Origin of the sequence: Xanthomonas albilineans, assembly GCF_009931595.1 — a bacterium.
In the GTDB taxonomy this organism is placed as follows: Bacteria; Pseudomonadota; Gammaproteobacteria; order Xanthomonadales; family Xanthomonadaceae; genus Xanthomonas_A; species Xanthomonas_A albilineans.
Genome location: NZ_CP046570.1, coordinates 1,889,277 through 1,904,377 on the forward strand (window position 1 = coordinate 1,889,277; position 15,101 = coordinate 1,904,377).

Annotated in this window: 15 protein-coding genes; 5 read left to right on the forward strand and 10 right to left on the reverse strand. The window is 63.0% G+C overall.

Going from position 1 to position 15,101, the window contains the following annotated elements; all coding sequences use genetic code 11:
* Positions 1–468: 468 nt before the first annotated feature.
* Genes XaFJ1_RS07860 through XaFJ1_RS07870 form a run of 3 tightly spaced genes read right to left on the reverse strand, consistent with a single transcriptional unit; the run spans position 469 to position 3,294 of the window.
* Positions 469–1,545, reverse strand: coding sequence for a class III poly(R)-hydroxyalkanoic acid synthase subunit PhaC (locus XaFJ1_RS07860; RefSeq protein WP_012916137.1), 1,077 nt, complete (start codon positions 1,543–1,545; stop codon positions 469–471).
* Positions 1,542–2,633, reverse strand: coding sequence for a class III poly(R)-hydroxyalkanoic acid synthase subunit PhaE (gene phaE / locus XaFJ1_RS07865; protein ID WP_012916138.1), 1,092 nt, complete (start codon positions 2,631–2,633; stop codon positions 1,542–1,544). Before phaE ends, XaFJ1_RS07860 begins: the two co-directional genes overlap by 4 nt.
* Positions 2,634–2,679: 46 nt before the next feature.
* Complete coding sequence (locus XaFJ1_RS07870) at positions 2,680–3,294, reverse strand: CDP-alcohol phosphatidyltransferase family protein (RefSeq protein WP_045756876.1); 615 nt, start codon at positions 3,292–3,294, stop codon at positions 2,680–2,682.
* Between the two features lie 153 nt (positions 3,295–3,447).
* Here XaFJ1_RS07870 and XaFJ1_RS07875 point away from each other — a divergent pair, with 153 nt between their 5' ends.
* The gene (locus XaFJ1_RS07875; RefSeq protein ID WP_012916140.1) at positions 3,448–4,206 is read left to right on the forward strand and encodes a 3-hydroxybutyrate dehydrogenase; all 759 of its coding nucleotides are present in this window, start codon (positions 3,448–3,450) and stop codon (positions 4,204–4,206) included.
* Between the two features lie 303 nt (positions 4,207–4,509).
* Here the strand turns inward: XaFJ1_RS07875 and XaFJ1_RS07880 are convergent, their stop codons facing one another.
* The 3 genes from XaFJ1_RS07880 to ppsR all read right to left on the reverse strand — a co-directional run bounded on the left by XaFJ1_RS07880 (position 4,510) and on the right by ppsR (position 6,523).
* Positions 4,510–4,998 (reverse strand): NUDIX hydrolase, encoded by a 489-nt coding sequence (locus XaFJ1_RS07880; RefSeq protein WP_012916141.1) that lies wholly within the window; start codon positions 4,996–4,998, stop codon positions 4,510–4,512.
* Between the two features lie 50 nt (positions 4,999–5,048).
* Positions 5,049–5,555, reverse strand: coding sequence for a DUF1249 domain-containing protein (locus tag XaFJ1_RS07885; protein WP_012916142.1), 507 nt, complete (start codon positions 5,553–5,555; stop codon positions 5,049–5,051).
* A gap of 146 nt (positions 5,556–5,701) precedes the next feature.
* Positions 5,702–6,523, reverse strand: coding sequence for a posphoenolpyruvate synthetase regulatory kinase/phosphorylase PpsR (ppsR, locus tag XaFJ1_RS07890; protein WP_045757280.1), 822 nt, complete (start codon positions 6,521–6,523; stop codon positions 5,702–5,704).
* A gap of 140 nt (positions 6,524–6,663) precedes the next feature.
* Here ppsR and ppsA point away from each other — a divergent pair, with 140 nt between their 5' ends.
* Both ppsA and XaFJ1_RS07900 read left to right on the forward strand, forming a co-directional pair.
* Entirely contained in the window at positions 6,664–9,039 is a 2,376-nt protein-coding gene (gene ppsA / locus XaFJ1_RS07895) for a phosphoenolpyruvate synthase (RefSeq protein WP_012916144.1), read from the forward strand.
* 4 nt (positions 9,040–9,043) lie between these two features.
* The gene (locus XaFJ1_RS07900) at positions 9,044–9,997 is read left to right on the forward strand and encodes a mechanosensitive ion channel family protein (protein WP_012916145.1); all 954 of its coding nucleotides are present in this window, start codon (positions 9,044–9,046) and stop codon (positions 9,995–9,997) included.
* A gap of 61 nt (positions 9,998–10,058) precedes the next feature.
* Here the strand turns inward: XaFJ1_RS07900 and orn are convergent, their stop codons facing one another.
* The 3 genes from orn to mntR form a co-directional block, all read right to left on the reverse strand.
* On the reverse strand, positions 10,059–10,631 hold the full coding sequence (gene orn / locus XaFJ1_RS07905) for an oligoribonuclease (RefSeq protein WP_012916146.1): 573 nt from the start codon (positions 10,629–10,631) through the stop codon (positions 10,059–10,061).
* Positions 10,632–10,733: 102 nt separating this feature from the next.
* Positions 10,734–11,231, reverse strand: coding sequence for a tRNA adenosine(34) deaminase TadA (gene tadA, locus XaFJ1_RS07910; protein ID WP_012916147.1), 498 nt, complete (start codon positions 11,229–11,231; stop codon positions 10,734–10,736).
* Positions 11,228–11,692, reverse strand: a complete 465-nt coding sequence (mntR, locus tag XaFJ1_RS07915; RefSeq protein WP_012916148.1) for a manganese-binding transcriptional regulator MntR — start codon at positions 11,690–11,692, stop codon at positions 11,228–11,230. Before mntR ends, tadA begins: the two co-directional genes overlap by 4 nt.
* A 161-nt stretch (positions 11,693–11,853) precedes the next feature.
* On the opposite strand from mntR, the gene XaFJ1_RS07920 reads away from it, so the two are divergent.
* Complete coding sequence (locus XaFJ1_RS07920; protein ID WP_425509574.1) at positions 11,854–13,194, forward strand: Nramp family divalent metal transporter; 1,341 nt, start codon at positions 11,854–11,856, stop codon at positions 13,192–13,194.
* Positions 13,195–13,553: 359 nt separating this feature from the next.
* Entirely contained in the window at positions 13,554–14,261 is a 708-nt protein-coding gene (locus XaFJ1_RS07925) for a superoxide dismutase (RefSeq protein WP_012916150.1), read from the forward strand.
* Positions 14,262–14,410: 149 nt separating this feature from the next.
* On the opposite strand, the gene XaFJ1_RS07930 is transcribed toward XaFJ1_RS07925, so the two are convergent.
* Positions 14,411–15,085 carry a DUF2058 domain-containing protein gene (locus XaFJ1_RS07930; RefSeq protein WP_012916151.1) on the reverse strand — a complete coding sequence of 225 codons (675 nt, stop codon included), beginning with the start codon at positions 15,083–15,085 and terminating at the stop codon, positions 14,411–14,413.
* Positions 15,086–15,101 lie beyond the last annotated feature (16 nt).

The following is a 15,101-nucleotide window of genomic DNA, read 5'->3' on the forward strand; positions in this document are numbered from 1 at the left end:
ACCATGATCCTTGGCTGCCGGTTGCTCACCCCAAGCAGACGTTCGACGTGGATCTCAGATCCACGCTTGGTGTCTTTCATGGGCATGCACACGCACTGAGTCAGCAGTGGCTTCTCACCACCCGTGCTGAGCCCGATCTCGACAGCGACCAGACATCACGTTTCGTATAGCTGAAATTCAGTGAAGCTGACGCGAACACGACACAGCATCATGTGAGGAAGTGCTGCATCAAGGCTCATCCAGGGATATTGCTCTACAAATGCATTGCTGAATAATCACATGAAATTAACTATGCCAACTCAACTCCCTCTCTGTAAGCGACTGGAACAGATCGTCACCGCCTGTCTGTCGTGTTCGCCGCATGGGCCCGCGCGACAAACATGGTGATGCGACAACGCAAATCCGTCATTTCGACATGAAACGCTCTCAGAGCGCTGCCGAATGGACGAACTACGGTAGACGGCAAGCTCAGTGTCCACCGTCGCGCTCGGCCAGCCAGCGATGCAGCGATGCCGGCACTTCGCGCTGGGCACGGCCAGAGACGTAGATGCCGATATGTCCACCGCGGAAACTCAGTTCGGCGTAGTCGTGGCTACCGACCACCCCGCGCAACGCCCGCGAGGCGTCCGGCGGCACCAAATGGTCCTGCTCGGCGTAGACATTGAGCACCGGCATCGTCACCTGTCCAAGATCCACCGTGTGGTCGCCGATCCGTGCGCGGCCATGCACCAGGGCATTGTCTTGATAGAACTGTTTGACGAATTCGCGGAATGTCTCGCCAGCCAGGTCGGGCGAGTCGAAGATCCACTTTTCCATGCGCAGGAAATCCTCCAGCGCCTGCGGATCGTCGAGGATGTCGAGCAGACCGACGTATTTCTGCAGATTCAAGCGGAATGGCTTGAGCATCAGGTAACTGACGTTCATCAGGTCGGCTGGTACGTTGCCCAAGGTATCCACGAACAGATCCACGTCGACCTGGCGTACCCAGTTCGACAGCATGTTGTCCGGTGTGTGGAAATCCACCGGGGTGACCATCGTGACCAGATTGCGCACTTTCTCCGGTCGCAACGCGGCATAGCACAACGAAAACGTGCCGCCTTGGCAAATGCCCAGGACATTCACTGGCGCGCTAGCGTTACTGTCACGCAGATGGTCCACAGCACCGTCGATGTAGCGCAGCAAGTAATCTTCCAGGGTCAGATAGCGCTCGGATCGATCTGGGTAGCCCCAATCCAGCACGTACACATCCTCGCCCAGCGCCAGCAAGCCCTGTACCAGGGAACGATCGGCCTGCAGGTCCACCATGTACGGGCGGTTGACCAGGGCGTACACGATCAGCAATGGCACCTTGGCCGTCGGCGGCTTGCTGCCGACGAAGCGGTACAACACGACCTTGCCATCGCGCCATACTTCCTGGCGTGCAGTGGCCCCGTACTGCACCTCGTCCAGGCCAGGCAATACCCGCATGCCCTCGAGCAACTTGCGCTGCAGTTCCAGGGTTTCCTGCAGCAGATCGTCGCTGCTGAAACTCAGTGGCCCCTTCATGCGCGGCTCCGGCGTGGCGGTGACGCGCCGACGCTGCGGTGCGCCTTGGCAGTTGCCGACGGCATGGCCTGAGCCGTCTTCGCTGCTGTCTTTTTGGACACGGTGCGTTTAGCGGGCGCGGTCGGTGACGTCGAGAGGGCGGCGGCTGGGGCACGCTCCGTCACTGACGGGCGCGCCGTGCCAGCCCCCTGCCCCGCGCCGCGCTCCAGCCGACGCAGGCGCCGCTCCAGATCGGCGATGCGGCAATGCGCGGCATCCAACTCGGTGCGCGTCGGCAGGCCCATTTGCTCGCAAACCTGCTCGACCTCGCGTTGCAGCAGCGCCCGCAGCCGCATCTGCGCATTGGCGAAATCGGCGTAGACCTGACGGAACTCCGGTGACAATGCCACTGCCGCATATGCTTCTTCGGCGGCGTCGATCCACAGGTCGAACATCGCCCGCGCGTTGGTCAATTGCCGGCCTGGGTCCTCGTGTGCGCGCAATTTCTCCTCGAACACGACGAACGCGCGGTCGATGGCAGCATGCAGCAGCGCCATATAAGACTGCGACTGCGCCAGATACTCCTGCTGCGCCTTGGTCAGCGCCCGCCAACGCGCATGATGGTTACGCGCCGGGCCGAACCCGGGCATCTGCAGCCATGGACTGCTGTCGCGTTGCCCCCCCTGCATCCAGTGCGCCGCTTGCTGCAGCCACGGGTCAAGCGTGGCCTGACCAGCGCCACCCAGCGAACCGAGCAACCACTGCAGGCATTGCTGGCGTTGGCTCTGTACCTGCCGCTTCCAGGCATCGGCCACCTCGGCGCTGCTGGCGTCGCGTCCGGCGAAGCCGACGGCCACTTGCTGCATCGCACCGAGCCAATCGCCGGCATGCTGCTGAAACCGTGCGACAGCGTCCTCGGTGTGCGTTGACGTGCTACGCGGCAGCCATTGCGCCCAGGCGTCGATCGCCTCGCGCCAGGAACCGTTCTCGCGCATCGGCGCTGCCGCCGATGCTGCACTCCCCTGACGCAATATGGCGCTCCAGGCGTCCCAGTATTGCCGTGCCATTGCTTCGAAATCGCCGGGGCTCGTGCCACCGCTAGCTTTCATCGCCACTCTCCCAAGCCTGTTGGCGATGATAGCAATACGTCGCAGCTCAGGGCTTGGGAATGCGCAGGGTCTTGCTGATCATCAACGATCCGGACAACGCGAACAACAGCACCAATGGGTGCAGCAACCAAGGGCCGAGGCGGCATTGCCCCCACCACAACGCATCGCCGATGCGGCCAAAATGCGCCGCCATCGCTAGCACCATCACCAAGCCCAGGCTGCTGGGAATCGGCGTTCCTTCGAAATACGGAACCTTGTCGTCATCGCCGGCTAGTTGCTCGGCGGTGACGTTGTAGCGCGCCAAGCGGCTGACTCCACAACACACGAAGAAGCTCAGCACCAGCCAGTCCCAGCCGCCTTGCATGCCGCAGGCGTAGGCCAACGCCGCCGGAGCGACACCGAAGGAAATCACGTCGGCCAGCGAATCCAATTCGCGGCCCAGGGTGGAAGCCGACTTGCGCCAACGCGCCACCCGGCCATCCAAGGCATCGAACACAAACGCCAATGGAATCAGCGCCATCCCGAATAGCAGGTCGCTGCATCGGCCATCCTGTAGAAAACGCATCGCCGCGAACACCGCGCCAGTCCCGCAGAAAGCATTGCCGAGGGTGAACCAATCGGCCAGCCGGAACTCGCGCAACATCGAGAAATGACGTTTCATCGACATGTCATCGGCATGTGTGGCGGATTCGACGCAGGCGTCCTAGTGGCAGATACAGGATAGCGTGGTGTCGCCGCACTGGCGAGCGCCGCCGCTACGATCTGCCGCGTGCGCTGTTACGCTCAACGCCCCACTTTCGCACAGGTACTCCCCATGCAGACTGTCCTGATCACCGGCGCCGCCAGCGGCATCGGCGCGGGCATCGCCCGTGAACTCGCCGCCAGTGACCGTCACATCGTGGTCAGCGACCTCGACGCTGCCGCCGCCGTCGCAGTGGCCACGCAATTGCGTCAGGCCGGCGGTTCGGCCGAGTCGGTGGCGTTAGACGTCGGCAGCGCGGCCAGCATCGAGGCAGCCCTGGCCACGTTGTCGCGCCCGGTGGACGTGCTGGTCAACAATGCCGGTTTGCAGCACGTGGCACCCTTGCAGGATTTTCCGATGGACAGATGGAGCCTGCTTGTGGAAGTGATGCTGACCGGCGTGGCACGACTGACTCAGGCGGTGTTGCCAGGCATGCGCGCACGCGGTTTCGGCCGCATCGTCAATATCGGCAGCATCCACTCGTTGGTCGCCAGCCCCTACAAGAGCGCCTATGTCGCGGCCAAGCACGGGCTGGTCGGATTCTCCAAGGTGATCGCACTGGAAACCGCCGATACCGACATCACCATCAACACGCTCTGCCCCAGCTACGTCAAAACGCCGCTGGTGGACAAGCAGATCGCCGACCAAGCCCGCACTCGTGGCATTTCCGCAGCGGACGTGATCGCACAGGTAATGCTCAAGCCGATGCCCAAGGGGGTGTTCATCGACTATGACGAATTGGCTGGCTGCGTGGCGTTCCTCGCCTCCCCTGCCGCGCGCAACATTACCGCGCAGACCATCGCCATCGATGGCGGCTGGATCGCGCAGTAATTGGTGTCATTCCCAACTCTGTCTGCAAGGCGGCCACGCTCTTGTGACGGTCCTGGCACTATTTTCGCCAACATCGATACCCGCCTTGCGCTGCAAACCAGTCCCGCGCTTATCCACAGACCTGCGGCGATTCCATCCACAGCCGCTGTGGAGAACCGTGCCGACGTCTGCCGATTTTTTCGCCACTCACCGCATGCGACCAGCGATTTCAACCACTTGTCGACGTTGCCCACAGCCTTGTCCGGCATCGATCCACAGCCGTTGTGGACAACCAGCGCGCGCGCCAACACCGATATGTACAGCTCACACCCGCGAATAGCGCCAGGACAGCATGCGTCCATCGCGGTACGGCATGACGCCATGGAAAGGACGCGGATCGTCGTCGAACACCAACGGCAAGAAATGGCGGTCGCCTTCCCACAACGACAGCGTGGCCATCTGCGCCACCGGCACCCAGGCCAGGCTGCCCTCGGCATTTTCGGTATACGGTTCGCCGCTGTAGGCATCGATCAGGAACACGAAGCCCAGCCAGTCCTCGCCCTGCTTGCCGAAGCCGGGCCAACTGATGGTGCCGCGCAACTGCAGGGTTTCGCACTCGATGCCAGCCTCCTCACGGATTTCACGGCGCATTCCGGCCAATACATCTTCGTCCGCCTCGACCTTGCCGCCCAGGCCGTTGTACTTGCCCAGGTGCTGGTCGCCGGGCCGTGCATTGCGGTGGACCAACAGCACCCGGGAGCGGTCTGGAGAAAGTACGTAGCCGAGGGTAGCGACGATGGGGGTATAAGGCATGCGCTGGCAGGGCGATGGACGGTGGCGCAGTATGCCGCACAGTGCGGCGTTTAGACGGTGGGAGCCGCCGTATCGTGTCGCAGGCGTGGCAACGGCGGCGCCGGCTTCAGTGTGGCCACGCCGTGGCCGCGCTCGGCCAGGTACTCCAGCCACTTGCTGAGAAAGGTATTCATGCGCATGCGGTGGCTGATCAGTTCGGCTGGCGGCGGATACAAGCCCATCACGTCCTGCCAGCGGCGGCCGACATAGCAGTGGGTGGTTTCGGCTTGGCGTGCGTCGCGGTAAAGACGCACATAGGCCGACGGGTCCGGCTCGCCGGTCACCGGGTCGCACAGGTCGTAGGTGATGCGCAGTTCGACGGTGTAGCGATGGTGTTCGATCACGTCCAGGCGCAGGTCCAGGCCGTCACCAATGCTGGAGACGTAACTGCCCACGGCCAGATCGGCCGGCACAAACAGGCGATTGAGGTGCTGATAGTTCTCGGCATACAACCCCATCAGCCAGGCAAATCGGCTTAGCCGGGGGATACGTTCGCTGCGGGTCAGGGCGTGCGGCATGCCCCGATCCTACACGCTGGAGGATGTAAGCGGCAGCATTGACGGATCGGACCAGCAGGCCTACTGTGGAAATCCGCGTTGCGAACGCGAGTCTGCCGGTTCAGCCAGATTCTGCGCCGCTCAGTCCGGCATGCCTGAGCCTGCTGTCAGAACATCTCGCGCTGCAACCCCAACGTGGTCAGTACCTTGCTGGAAATCTCCTCGATCGAGGTATGCGTGGTACTCAAGGTTGAGATCCGTTCCATGCGGAACATGCTCTCGGCCGCGGCGACTTCGCGCCGACACGTCTCCAAGTTGGCATAGTGCGAATTCGGCCGCCTTTCCTGACGGATCTGCTGCAAGCGCTCCGGATCGATGGTCAGTCCGAACAGTTTGTTGCGATAAGCGCGCAAACGCGGCGGCAGGCGGTCGTGCTCCAGATCTTCGTCGGTCAAGGGATAGTTGGCTGCACGTACGCCATAGTGCAGCGCCAAATAGATGCAGGTCGGCGTCTTGCCCGCGCGCGAGACGGCCACTAGGATCAGATCGGCTTCGTCGTAGGTCAGCGCGATGCCATCGTCGTGGGTCAAGGCGAAATTCATTGCATTGATACGGCGGTGATAGGTCTCGAAATCCACCATGCCGTGCGCCTGCCCCACCCGCGCGTGCCGCGGGGCGTTCAATTCGCGCTCCAGTGGTTCGATGAACGGTGCGAACACATCCAGCATCAGCGCCCCGCTCTGGGCCAACAGCACGCTCAACTGCGGGTCAACGCAGGAATTCACCACGATCGGCCGCACCTGGTAGCGCTCGCCCGCGGCATGGATCCGCTGTGCCGCCTCGCGGGCTTTTACCGCATCGTCCACGAATGCCATGCGGTCGGTAACAAAGTTGAAACCGATGAATTGGGTGAGTAGGCTATGCCCAATGGTTTCAGCGGTGATGCCGGTTCCATCGGAGACATAGAACACCGGTCTGATCGTCGACATGACCTGCATGCTCCTGGCTGGCACGCAACGGATACACCCACTCGCACTGTGCGAGTGTGCATTGCATGATACCGATTTTTCCCCTCACGGACGTGGCCATTCAGCCCGGCTCGGGCGATGGCCCAAACGGAGCATCGCACTTGAACGAGAACATCCTGTGGTTGCATGAGCTACGCTTGGCCGATCTGGCCCGCGTCGGCGGCAAGAATGCATCCCTCGGCGAAATGATCGGCAATCTGGCCGGATTGGGCGTGTCGGTGCCGGGCGGTTTCGCCACCACGTCAGACGCATTCAAGGCGTTCGTCGCGCACAACGCACTTGATCGCCGCATCTTCGACAAGCTCGCCACCCTGGATGTGGAGAACGTCGCTGCGCTGACTGTCGCCGGCAAGGAAATCCGCGGCTGGGTCATTGACGCGCCGCTGCAGCCGGCATTGGATCAGGCCATCCGCCACGCCTATGCGCAACTATGCAGCCAGAACGGCGGCGGCGACGTGGCCGTGGCCGTGCGCTCCTCCGCCACCGCGGAGGATTTACCCGATGCGAGTTTTGCCGGTCAACAGGAAACCTTCCTCAACGTGACCGGCGCCGACGATGTGGTGCACAAGGTCAAGGACGTGTTCGCCAGCCTGTACAACGACCGTGCCATCGCCTACCGCGTACACCATGGCTTCAAACACGAGGACGTGTTTTTGTCCGCTGGCGTGCAACTGATGGTGCGCTCGGGCGTCGGCGCGTCCGGCGTGCTGTTCACGCTCGACACCGAATCGGGCTTCCGCGAGGTGGTGTTCGTGACCGCGAGCTTCGGCCTGGGCGAAATGGTCGTGCAGGGCGCGGTCAACCCCGACGAGTTCTACGTCTACAAGCCCACGCTGAAGGCCGGCAAGCCGGCGATCCTGCGCCGCTCGCTCGGCAGCAAGGCGATCCGCATGGTGTATTCCGAGGTGCCCGGCGAGCGCGTGCGCATCGAGGACACCCCGGCGGCATTGCGCAATACTTTCTCGATCAGCGACGAAGACGTGCAGGAGCTGGCCAAGCAGGCGCTGATGATCGAGCAGCACTACCAGCGCCCGATGGACATCGAGTGGGCCAAAGACGGCGTCAGCGGCAAGTTGTTCATCGTGCAGGCGCGCCCGGAGACGGTGAAATCGCGCGGCCATGCCACCCGGATCGAGCGCTTCGCGTTGCAACAGCGCGGTGAGGTGATTGCCGAAGGCCGCGCCATCGGCCAGAAAATCGGCGCTGGTGTCGCACGCCTGGTACGCAGTCTGGACGACATGAATCGGGTGCAGCCTGGCGACGTGCTGGTCGCCGACATGACCGATCCCGACTGGGAGCCGGTGATGAAACGCGCCTCGGCGATCATCACCAACCGCGGCGGCCGCACCTGCCATGCGGCGATCATCGCCCGCGAACTGGGCGTGCCGGCGGTGGTCGGCACCGGCAACGCGATGGCGCTGATCGAAGACGGCAAGGACGTCACCGTCAGTTGCGCCGAGGGCGACACCGGCTACATCTACGCCGGACGCCTGCCCTTCGAGTGCACCAGCACCGATTTGGACAACATGCCGCCAGCGCCGTTGAAGATCATGATGAACGTGGCCAACCCGGAGCGTGCTTTCGATTTCGGTCAACTCCCGAACGCCGGCATCGGCTTGGCACGGCTGGAGATGATCATCGCCGCGCACATCGGCATCCATCCCAACGCGCTGCTGAACTACGCCCAGCAGGATACGGCGACCAAGCAGAAGATCGATGCAAAGATCGCCGGCTACGCCGATCCGGTCAGCTTCTACGTCAATCGTCTGGCCGAAGGCATCGCCACGTTGACCGCGTCGGTGGCGCCGCATCCGGTGATCGTGCGCCTGTCGGACTTCAAGTCCAACGAGTACGCCAACCTGATCGGTGGCAGCCACTACGAACCGCATGAAGAAAATCCGATGATCGGCTTCCGTGGCGCCAGCCGCTACGTCGATCCGAGTTTCGCCGCCGCGTTCGCACTGGAATGCGAGGCCGTGCTCAAGGTCCGCAACACCATGGGACTGGATAACTTGTGGGTGATGATTCCGTTCGTGCGGACCCTGGAAGAAGGCCGCAAGGTCATCGAGGTCCTGGCCGGCAACGGACTGCGCCGGGGCGAGAACGGCCTGAAGATCATCATGATGTGCGAAGTGCCATCGAACGCCTTGCTGGCCGAGGAATTTCTCGAAATCTTCGATGGCTTTTCGATCGGCTCCAACGATCTGACCCAGCTCACCCTGGGGCTGGACCGCGACTCCTCGATCGTGGCGCACCTGTTCGACGAGCGCAATCCGGCGGTCAAGAAACTGCTGTCGATGGCAATCAGGGCCGCGCGGGCCAAGGGCAAGTATGTGGGCATCTGTGGCCAGGGGCCGTCGGACCATCCCGACCTGGCCGAGTGGCTGATGCAGGAAGGCATCGAGTCGTTGTCGCTGAATCCCGACACCGTGGTCGATACCTGGCTGCGTCTAGCCAAGCGCAAACGCGAGGGTTGAGGCGATGGCAGGCACATGGATGATGGCGTGGGCAGCGGCCACGGGCGCATCGTCGGTCGCGCCGACGACGCGCACGTTCGATTGGACACAGCTGGATTGGGCTCGATATGCACTCAACTTGGGAGTGGCGTTGGTCATCCTGGTCGCAGGGATATGGATCGCCAAGCGCCTGAGCCTGTGGCTACAACATGCGCTGCTACGCGCAGGGGTGGAAAGCACGCTCAGCAAATTTCTGCGCAACCTCGCCTATGCCTTGATGCTGGTACTGGTGCTGGTGACCGCACTACAGAAAATCGGGGTACCGCCGACGTCGTTGTTCACGGTACTCGGCGCCGCCGGACTGGGCGTCGGCCTGGCACTGAAGGATTCGCTGTCCAACATCGCATCGGGCGTGATGCTGATCGTCCTACGGCCGATGCGGGACGGCGATCATGTCGTGGTGGCCGGCCAAGAAGGCGTGGTCGAGGAGATCCGGATCTTCCAGACCCGCCTGCGCACGTTCGACGAGCGCATGGTCACTCTGCCCAACAGCACGATCACCACCGCGCCGATCGTCAACTACAGCACCTTGCCCAATCGGCGCCTGGAGATCACCGTCGGCGTCGGTTATGACGACGACCTCAAGAAAGCGCAAGACCTGCTTCTACAGATCGCCGAGGACAACCCCGCTCTACTGAAGACGCCCGCGCCGTTCGTACAGGTCGCCAAGCTCGGCGAAAGCACCGTCGACCTGACGCTGTTCGCTTATGCCAAGAACAGCGACTTCGGCGCCGCCAAGAGCACCACCCTGGAACAGATCCGCAACCAATTGCTGGAGAACGGTCTCAGCATTCCCTACCCACAGCGCGACCTGCACGTGTATCACCACGCCGTCGACGGGACTCTGATCACCGATCTATTTCGCAAGAGCGTCACCGATAACGGCGACAGCACGGCAGAGCCGGCACGGACACGCTGATCTCGACGCAGAAACGACAAACACGCGCAGATAACGCGGACCAACTGATACGAAGCCTGCCTTAGCCGACACCCTGACCGCCCAACGCCCCCATGAACGGCCGGTAGTAGCGCAGTTCGGCGATGGAGTCGTGCACGTCGCTGAGCGCGGTATGCGAGGAAGTCTTGACGAGCCCGCTGGACACCGTCGGCGCCCAACGCCGCGCCAGTTCCTTCAATGTGGACACGTCCAGATTGCGGTAGTGGAAGAAACGCTCCAGTCGTGGCATCTGGCGGTGCAGGAAGCGCCGATCCTGGCAGATCGAGTTGCCGCACATCGGCGAGGCGCCAGGCTTGCACCACTGTGTCAGAAACGCCATCGTCTGCGCCTCGGCTTGGGCCAGGCCGACCTGACTGTCGAGCACGCGCTGCCACAGCCCGGACTGACGGTGCTGATTGCGGTTCCACTCGTCCATTGCTTCCAGCGTCTGCAACGGATGCGCGATGGCGAACTCCGGCCCTTCCGCCAACACGTTGAGTTGCGCATCCGTGACCACCGTGGCGATCTCGATGATCGAGTCGCGTTCGGTATCCAAACCGGTCATTTCCAGATCGATCCAGATCAGTCGATCGTTCGCCGCTTGGTTTTCCGCCATATCACCATCCTATCGTTCGCAACGGAGCTGCCGGCGCGAGAGTGTGCGTATCGTTTTCTAATGATACCGCGTGACTTGCGACACCGGCAGGGGCGCACAGGCTCAATCGCCAACGAGCGGCTTGCCGCGTTTGGCGCGGAAGTAATTCGTCAGCCGCACGCTGGCCGCCGCCGCCAGCACGCCACCACGGACCTGTACACGGTGGTTGTGGCGCGGATCGCCCAGCAGATCGAACACGCTGCCGCAGGCACCGGTCTTCGGGTCGGCAGCGGCGTAGACCAATTCCGCCACGCGTGCATGCACAAGCGCCATCGCGCACATTGCGCAAGGCTCCAGTGTCACGTAGAGCGTGCTGCCAGGCAGACGGTGGTTGCCCAGCCGGCGACCAGCCTGTCGCAACGCCACAATTTCCGCATGCGCGCTGGGATCGTGCTCGGCAATGTTGAGATTCCAGCCCTCGCCCAGCACCGCGTCCTCGGCCGACACCAGTACCGCGCCGACCGGAATCTCATCGAATTCGCGCTCGGCGCGCTCGGCCAGCGCCAGTGCGTGGCGCATCCAGCGTTCGTCGCGCGCCTGCGGCTCCTCGCCGCCGCTCATCGCAAAAGGCCGTGGCTACGCACGAACTCGGCGAACACCGCCAACGTCGCCTCGCTGACGTGATGTTCAATACCTTCTGCATCGCGGCGCGCCGTATCCGCATCAATGCCCAGCGCCAGCAGGAACTGCTCCACCGTCTGATGCCGCTGCCGGCTGGCTGCGGCCAGCGCTTCGCCCTCGGCGGTCAGGAACACCCCCCGGTAGGGCCGTTGCACCACCCAGCCGCCCTTGACCAGGCGCTTGAGCATCTTGGCCACCGTCGGCTGGGCCACGCCCAGGCGCGCGGCGATATCCACCTGCCGCGCTTCGCCACCATCGGCGAGCAGGTCGGAAATCAGTTCCACATAGTCCTCGATCAGCTCCAGGCGGTGCGCCTCGCGCACCTGGCGGAAGCTTTCGACCTGCACTTCGGCGTCGAGCAGCGCCGCCGCCGGCACCATCGACTTCCCGCTTTTCTGCATCGCAACGCCCTTGTCCGGTGCCAGCGCATGCCAGCCGCCTGTCTATTCTGGCCGAAATCGCAGTGATCGCAGCGATTTTAATTGTCAATGCTAAAGCATATAGCATTTGCTATATAATACCCCGCACTCCGCCGCCGCTGCCCGTTGCCATGGCCGACCCTCTGCCCCTACCCACCTCCGCCAGCACATTGCCCGCGACAAGCGGCGATGCGCGTCCCACGCTGGGCCACCTGCATGCCAGCGTCCCCGTGCCCGGGAGCGGACGCGGATGGCGGCGTTTCCTGGCCTTCTTGGGACCGGGCTACATGGTCTCCGTCGGCTACATGGACCCGGGCAACTGGGCGACCGACATCGCAGGCGGCTCGCACTTCGGCTACTTGCTGCTCTCGGTGATCCTGCTCTCCAACTTGATGGCGATCGTGCTGCAAGGATTGGCAGCGCGCCTCGGCATCGCCACCGGCCACGACCTAGCACAGGCCTGCCGCGCGCACTACTCCAGACCGGTGAATATCCTGTTGTGGCTGGCTTGCGAAGCGGCCATCGTCGCCTGCGACCTGGCCGAAGTGATCGGCACCGCGATCGCGCTGAAGCTGCTGTTCGGCATCCCGCTCACTGCCGGTGCGATCATCACCGCGATCGACGCGCTGCTGGTGCTGCATTTGATGCGCCGCGGCTTCCGCGCTCTGGAGGCCTTCGTGATCGCCTTGCTGGTGGTGATCTTCGTCTGCTTCATCGCGCAGATCGCACTGGCCGCGCCGCCACTACGCGAGGTGCTGGCCGGCTTCATCCCGCACCCGCAAGTGGTCACCGACCCGGCCGCCCTGTATCTGGCCATCGGCATCATCGGTGCGACGGTGATGCCGCACAACCTATACCTGCACTCATCGATCGTGCAAACCCGCGCTTACGAGCGCAGCGACCAGGGCCGCCGTTCCGCTCTGCGCTGGGCGCTGACCGACAGCACCATCGCGCTTAGCCTGGCCTTGTTCGTCAACGCCGCGATCCTGATCCTGGCCGCCGCCGTGTTCCATGCGCATGGCCGCACCGACGTCGAAGAAATCGAACAAGCCCATCAACTGCTGGCGCCGATGCTCGGCGTCGGTCTGGCCTCAACACTGTTCGCAGTGGCGCTGCTGGCTTCGGGCATCAACTCCACCGTGACTGCCACGCTAGCCGGACAGATCGTCATGGAAGGCTTCCTGCACCTGCGCCTACCGGCTTGGGCACGGCGCCTGCTGACCCGTGGCCTGGCGATCGTCCCGGTGATCGTGGTCACCTGGCTGTATGGCGAACAGGGCACCGCCAAGCTGCTGGTACTGAGTCAGGTATTGCTGTCGATGCAACTGCCGTTCGCGGTCATTCCGCTGGTGCGCTTCGTCACCGACAAACGCAAAATGGGTTCGTTGGTGGTGCGGCGCTGGCTGGGCTGGTTGTCCTGGGTCATCGCCGGGCTGATTGTGGTGTTCAACGTGAAGCTGCTGGCGGATATCTGGTTGCATTGAGTGCTGCAAGGCCACAGCCCACTCCACTGACCTGGTCTCCACCAATCTGCCGACAACACGTCGATCCCTGGTCTGGTGACAATGAGGCGTCGACACGGTACGCGGCAGGTCGCCACAATCGTATCGATGTCACAACGCTACGCCGTGACCGCCCCGGCCGAACCGTATCCTGCGTGGTCGGCATCTTCGCTCTGTCGTACTCTAATACCCGCCGACGCAGTGTTCTCTACGGATTACCGATAGACTGAATCGTCTACCGACGCAGAACCTGCTCACGCACACTATTGCGGCGATACGCATGACAGCGCCAGACCGTGTGCACCACGGGAGCGCGCCCCATCCGATGGAGAGATCAACCGATGAAACGCTTCACCCTGAAAACCCTATGCGTGACCGCGCTGTTGGCAACGGCCAACCTTGCATCCGCCGCAGACACCGACAAGGCGCCGTTCTCGCTCCCACCATTGCCGTATGCGAACGCGGCCCTGGAGCCAGCCATTGATGCGCGGACGATGGAAATCCACCACGACCGCCATCACAAGGCTTACGTGGACAATCTCAATGAAAAGGTGAAAGACTATCCGGACCTGGCCACGACCTCGCTCGAAGACATCCAGGCGCACATCTCGCGTTACGACACGGCAGTGCGCAACAATGCCGGCGGTGACTACAACCACGGCCTGTTCTGGACAGTGATGGCGCCGGTCGGCAAAGGCGGCAGCCCCTCGCCCAAACTCAAGGCCAAGCTCGTACAGACATTCGGTTCCGAAGCGGCCTTCCAGGCTAAGTTCACCGAAGCGGCTAAGAAAGTATTCGGCTCTGGCTGGGTGTGGCTGATCCTCAAAGCGGATGGTTCGCTCGCCATCACTACCACGGCCAACCAGGACAATCCACTGATGGACGTGGTCGCCGAGCGCGGCACACCGCTGCTGGCGTTAGATGTATGGGAACACGCTTACTACCTGAAATACCAGAACAAGCGCGCCGATTACATCAGTTCCTGGTGGTCGGTGGTCAACTGGAATCAGGTCAATGCACGCTTCGATAAGGCCGTCGGCAAGCACTGATCGGCAATGTAATGACCACCAGTTGTTGCTCAGGTCATGCGGTTATCGCGGCATAGGCCGCATCCGGGGCCTGAGCAATCTCCACCCAGCTGCCGACTGCGTTCGGCAGCGTTCTGCGTCCGCGCATCGCATGCCAGGAAACGCCGAGGTCACCAGACCAGATCGTCGGGGATCTGATACTTCGGATCGGCATAAGGGTCTTCCTCGGCCGCTGCATTCGGGTCCACACGCAGTGCCACCGCCGCCGGGAAGATCGCCTCAGCCTGATCCAACAATGCCGCAGTCACCAACAGATAGCGGCCATTCTGCTGCAGCACGCCCAACTCACCGGCGTTGAGCGCCTTGAGCTGATCGGCAGTGACGTAGATGCGCTTGATCTTGCCGCCATATGGGAAATGCCGTGCGATATCGGCCTCGGCCTGGTTCAGGGCCTGCCCCTTGAGCAGCTCGTCCAGCTTGGCCCGGGCCTCGCGACGCAGTCGTGCTTCTTCCTGCTTAAGTCGCTCCGCCTCGATACGTTCGTCTTTCTCGCGCTGGGCGCGAATCGCATAGGCCTTGGCAAGATCGATGTCCTCGCGACGCCGCGTCGGCTGGCCGGCCGCCTGCACCTTGCTGCCAGCATGCGGCCGCCCCTGCTTACCGCCGGGCTTGCCGGTGGCGGGCGCCGCGCCTGAAGCACGTTCGCCGCGCCCTCCCGTCGGTACCGGGCGCTGTCCCGGCCGCCCCCGTGACGACGGCGGTGCGCCAGACGAAGTCTGACGTTCGGGTTTCGGCGCGGGCTTGAAGCCCAGGCCCAGCAACTGGTCGCGTAGGGTATCGCTCATCGGGACGGGATCGGAT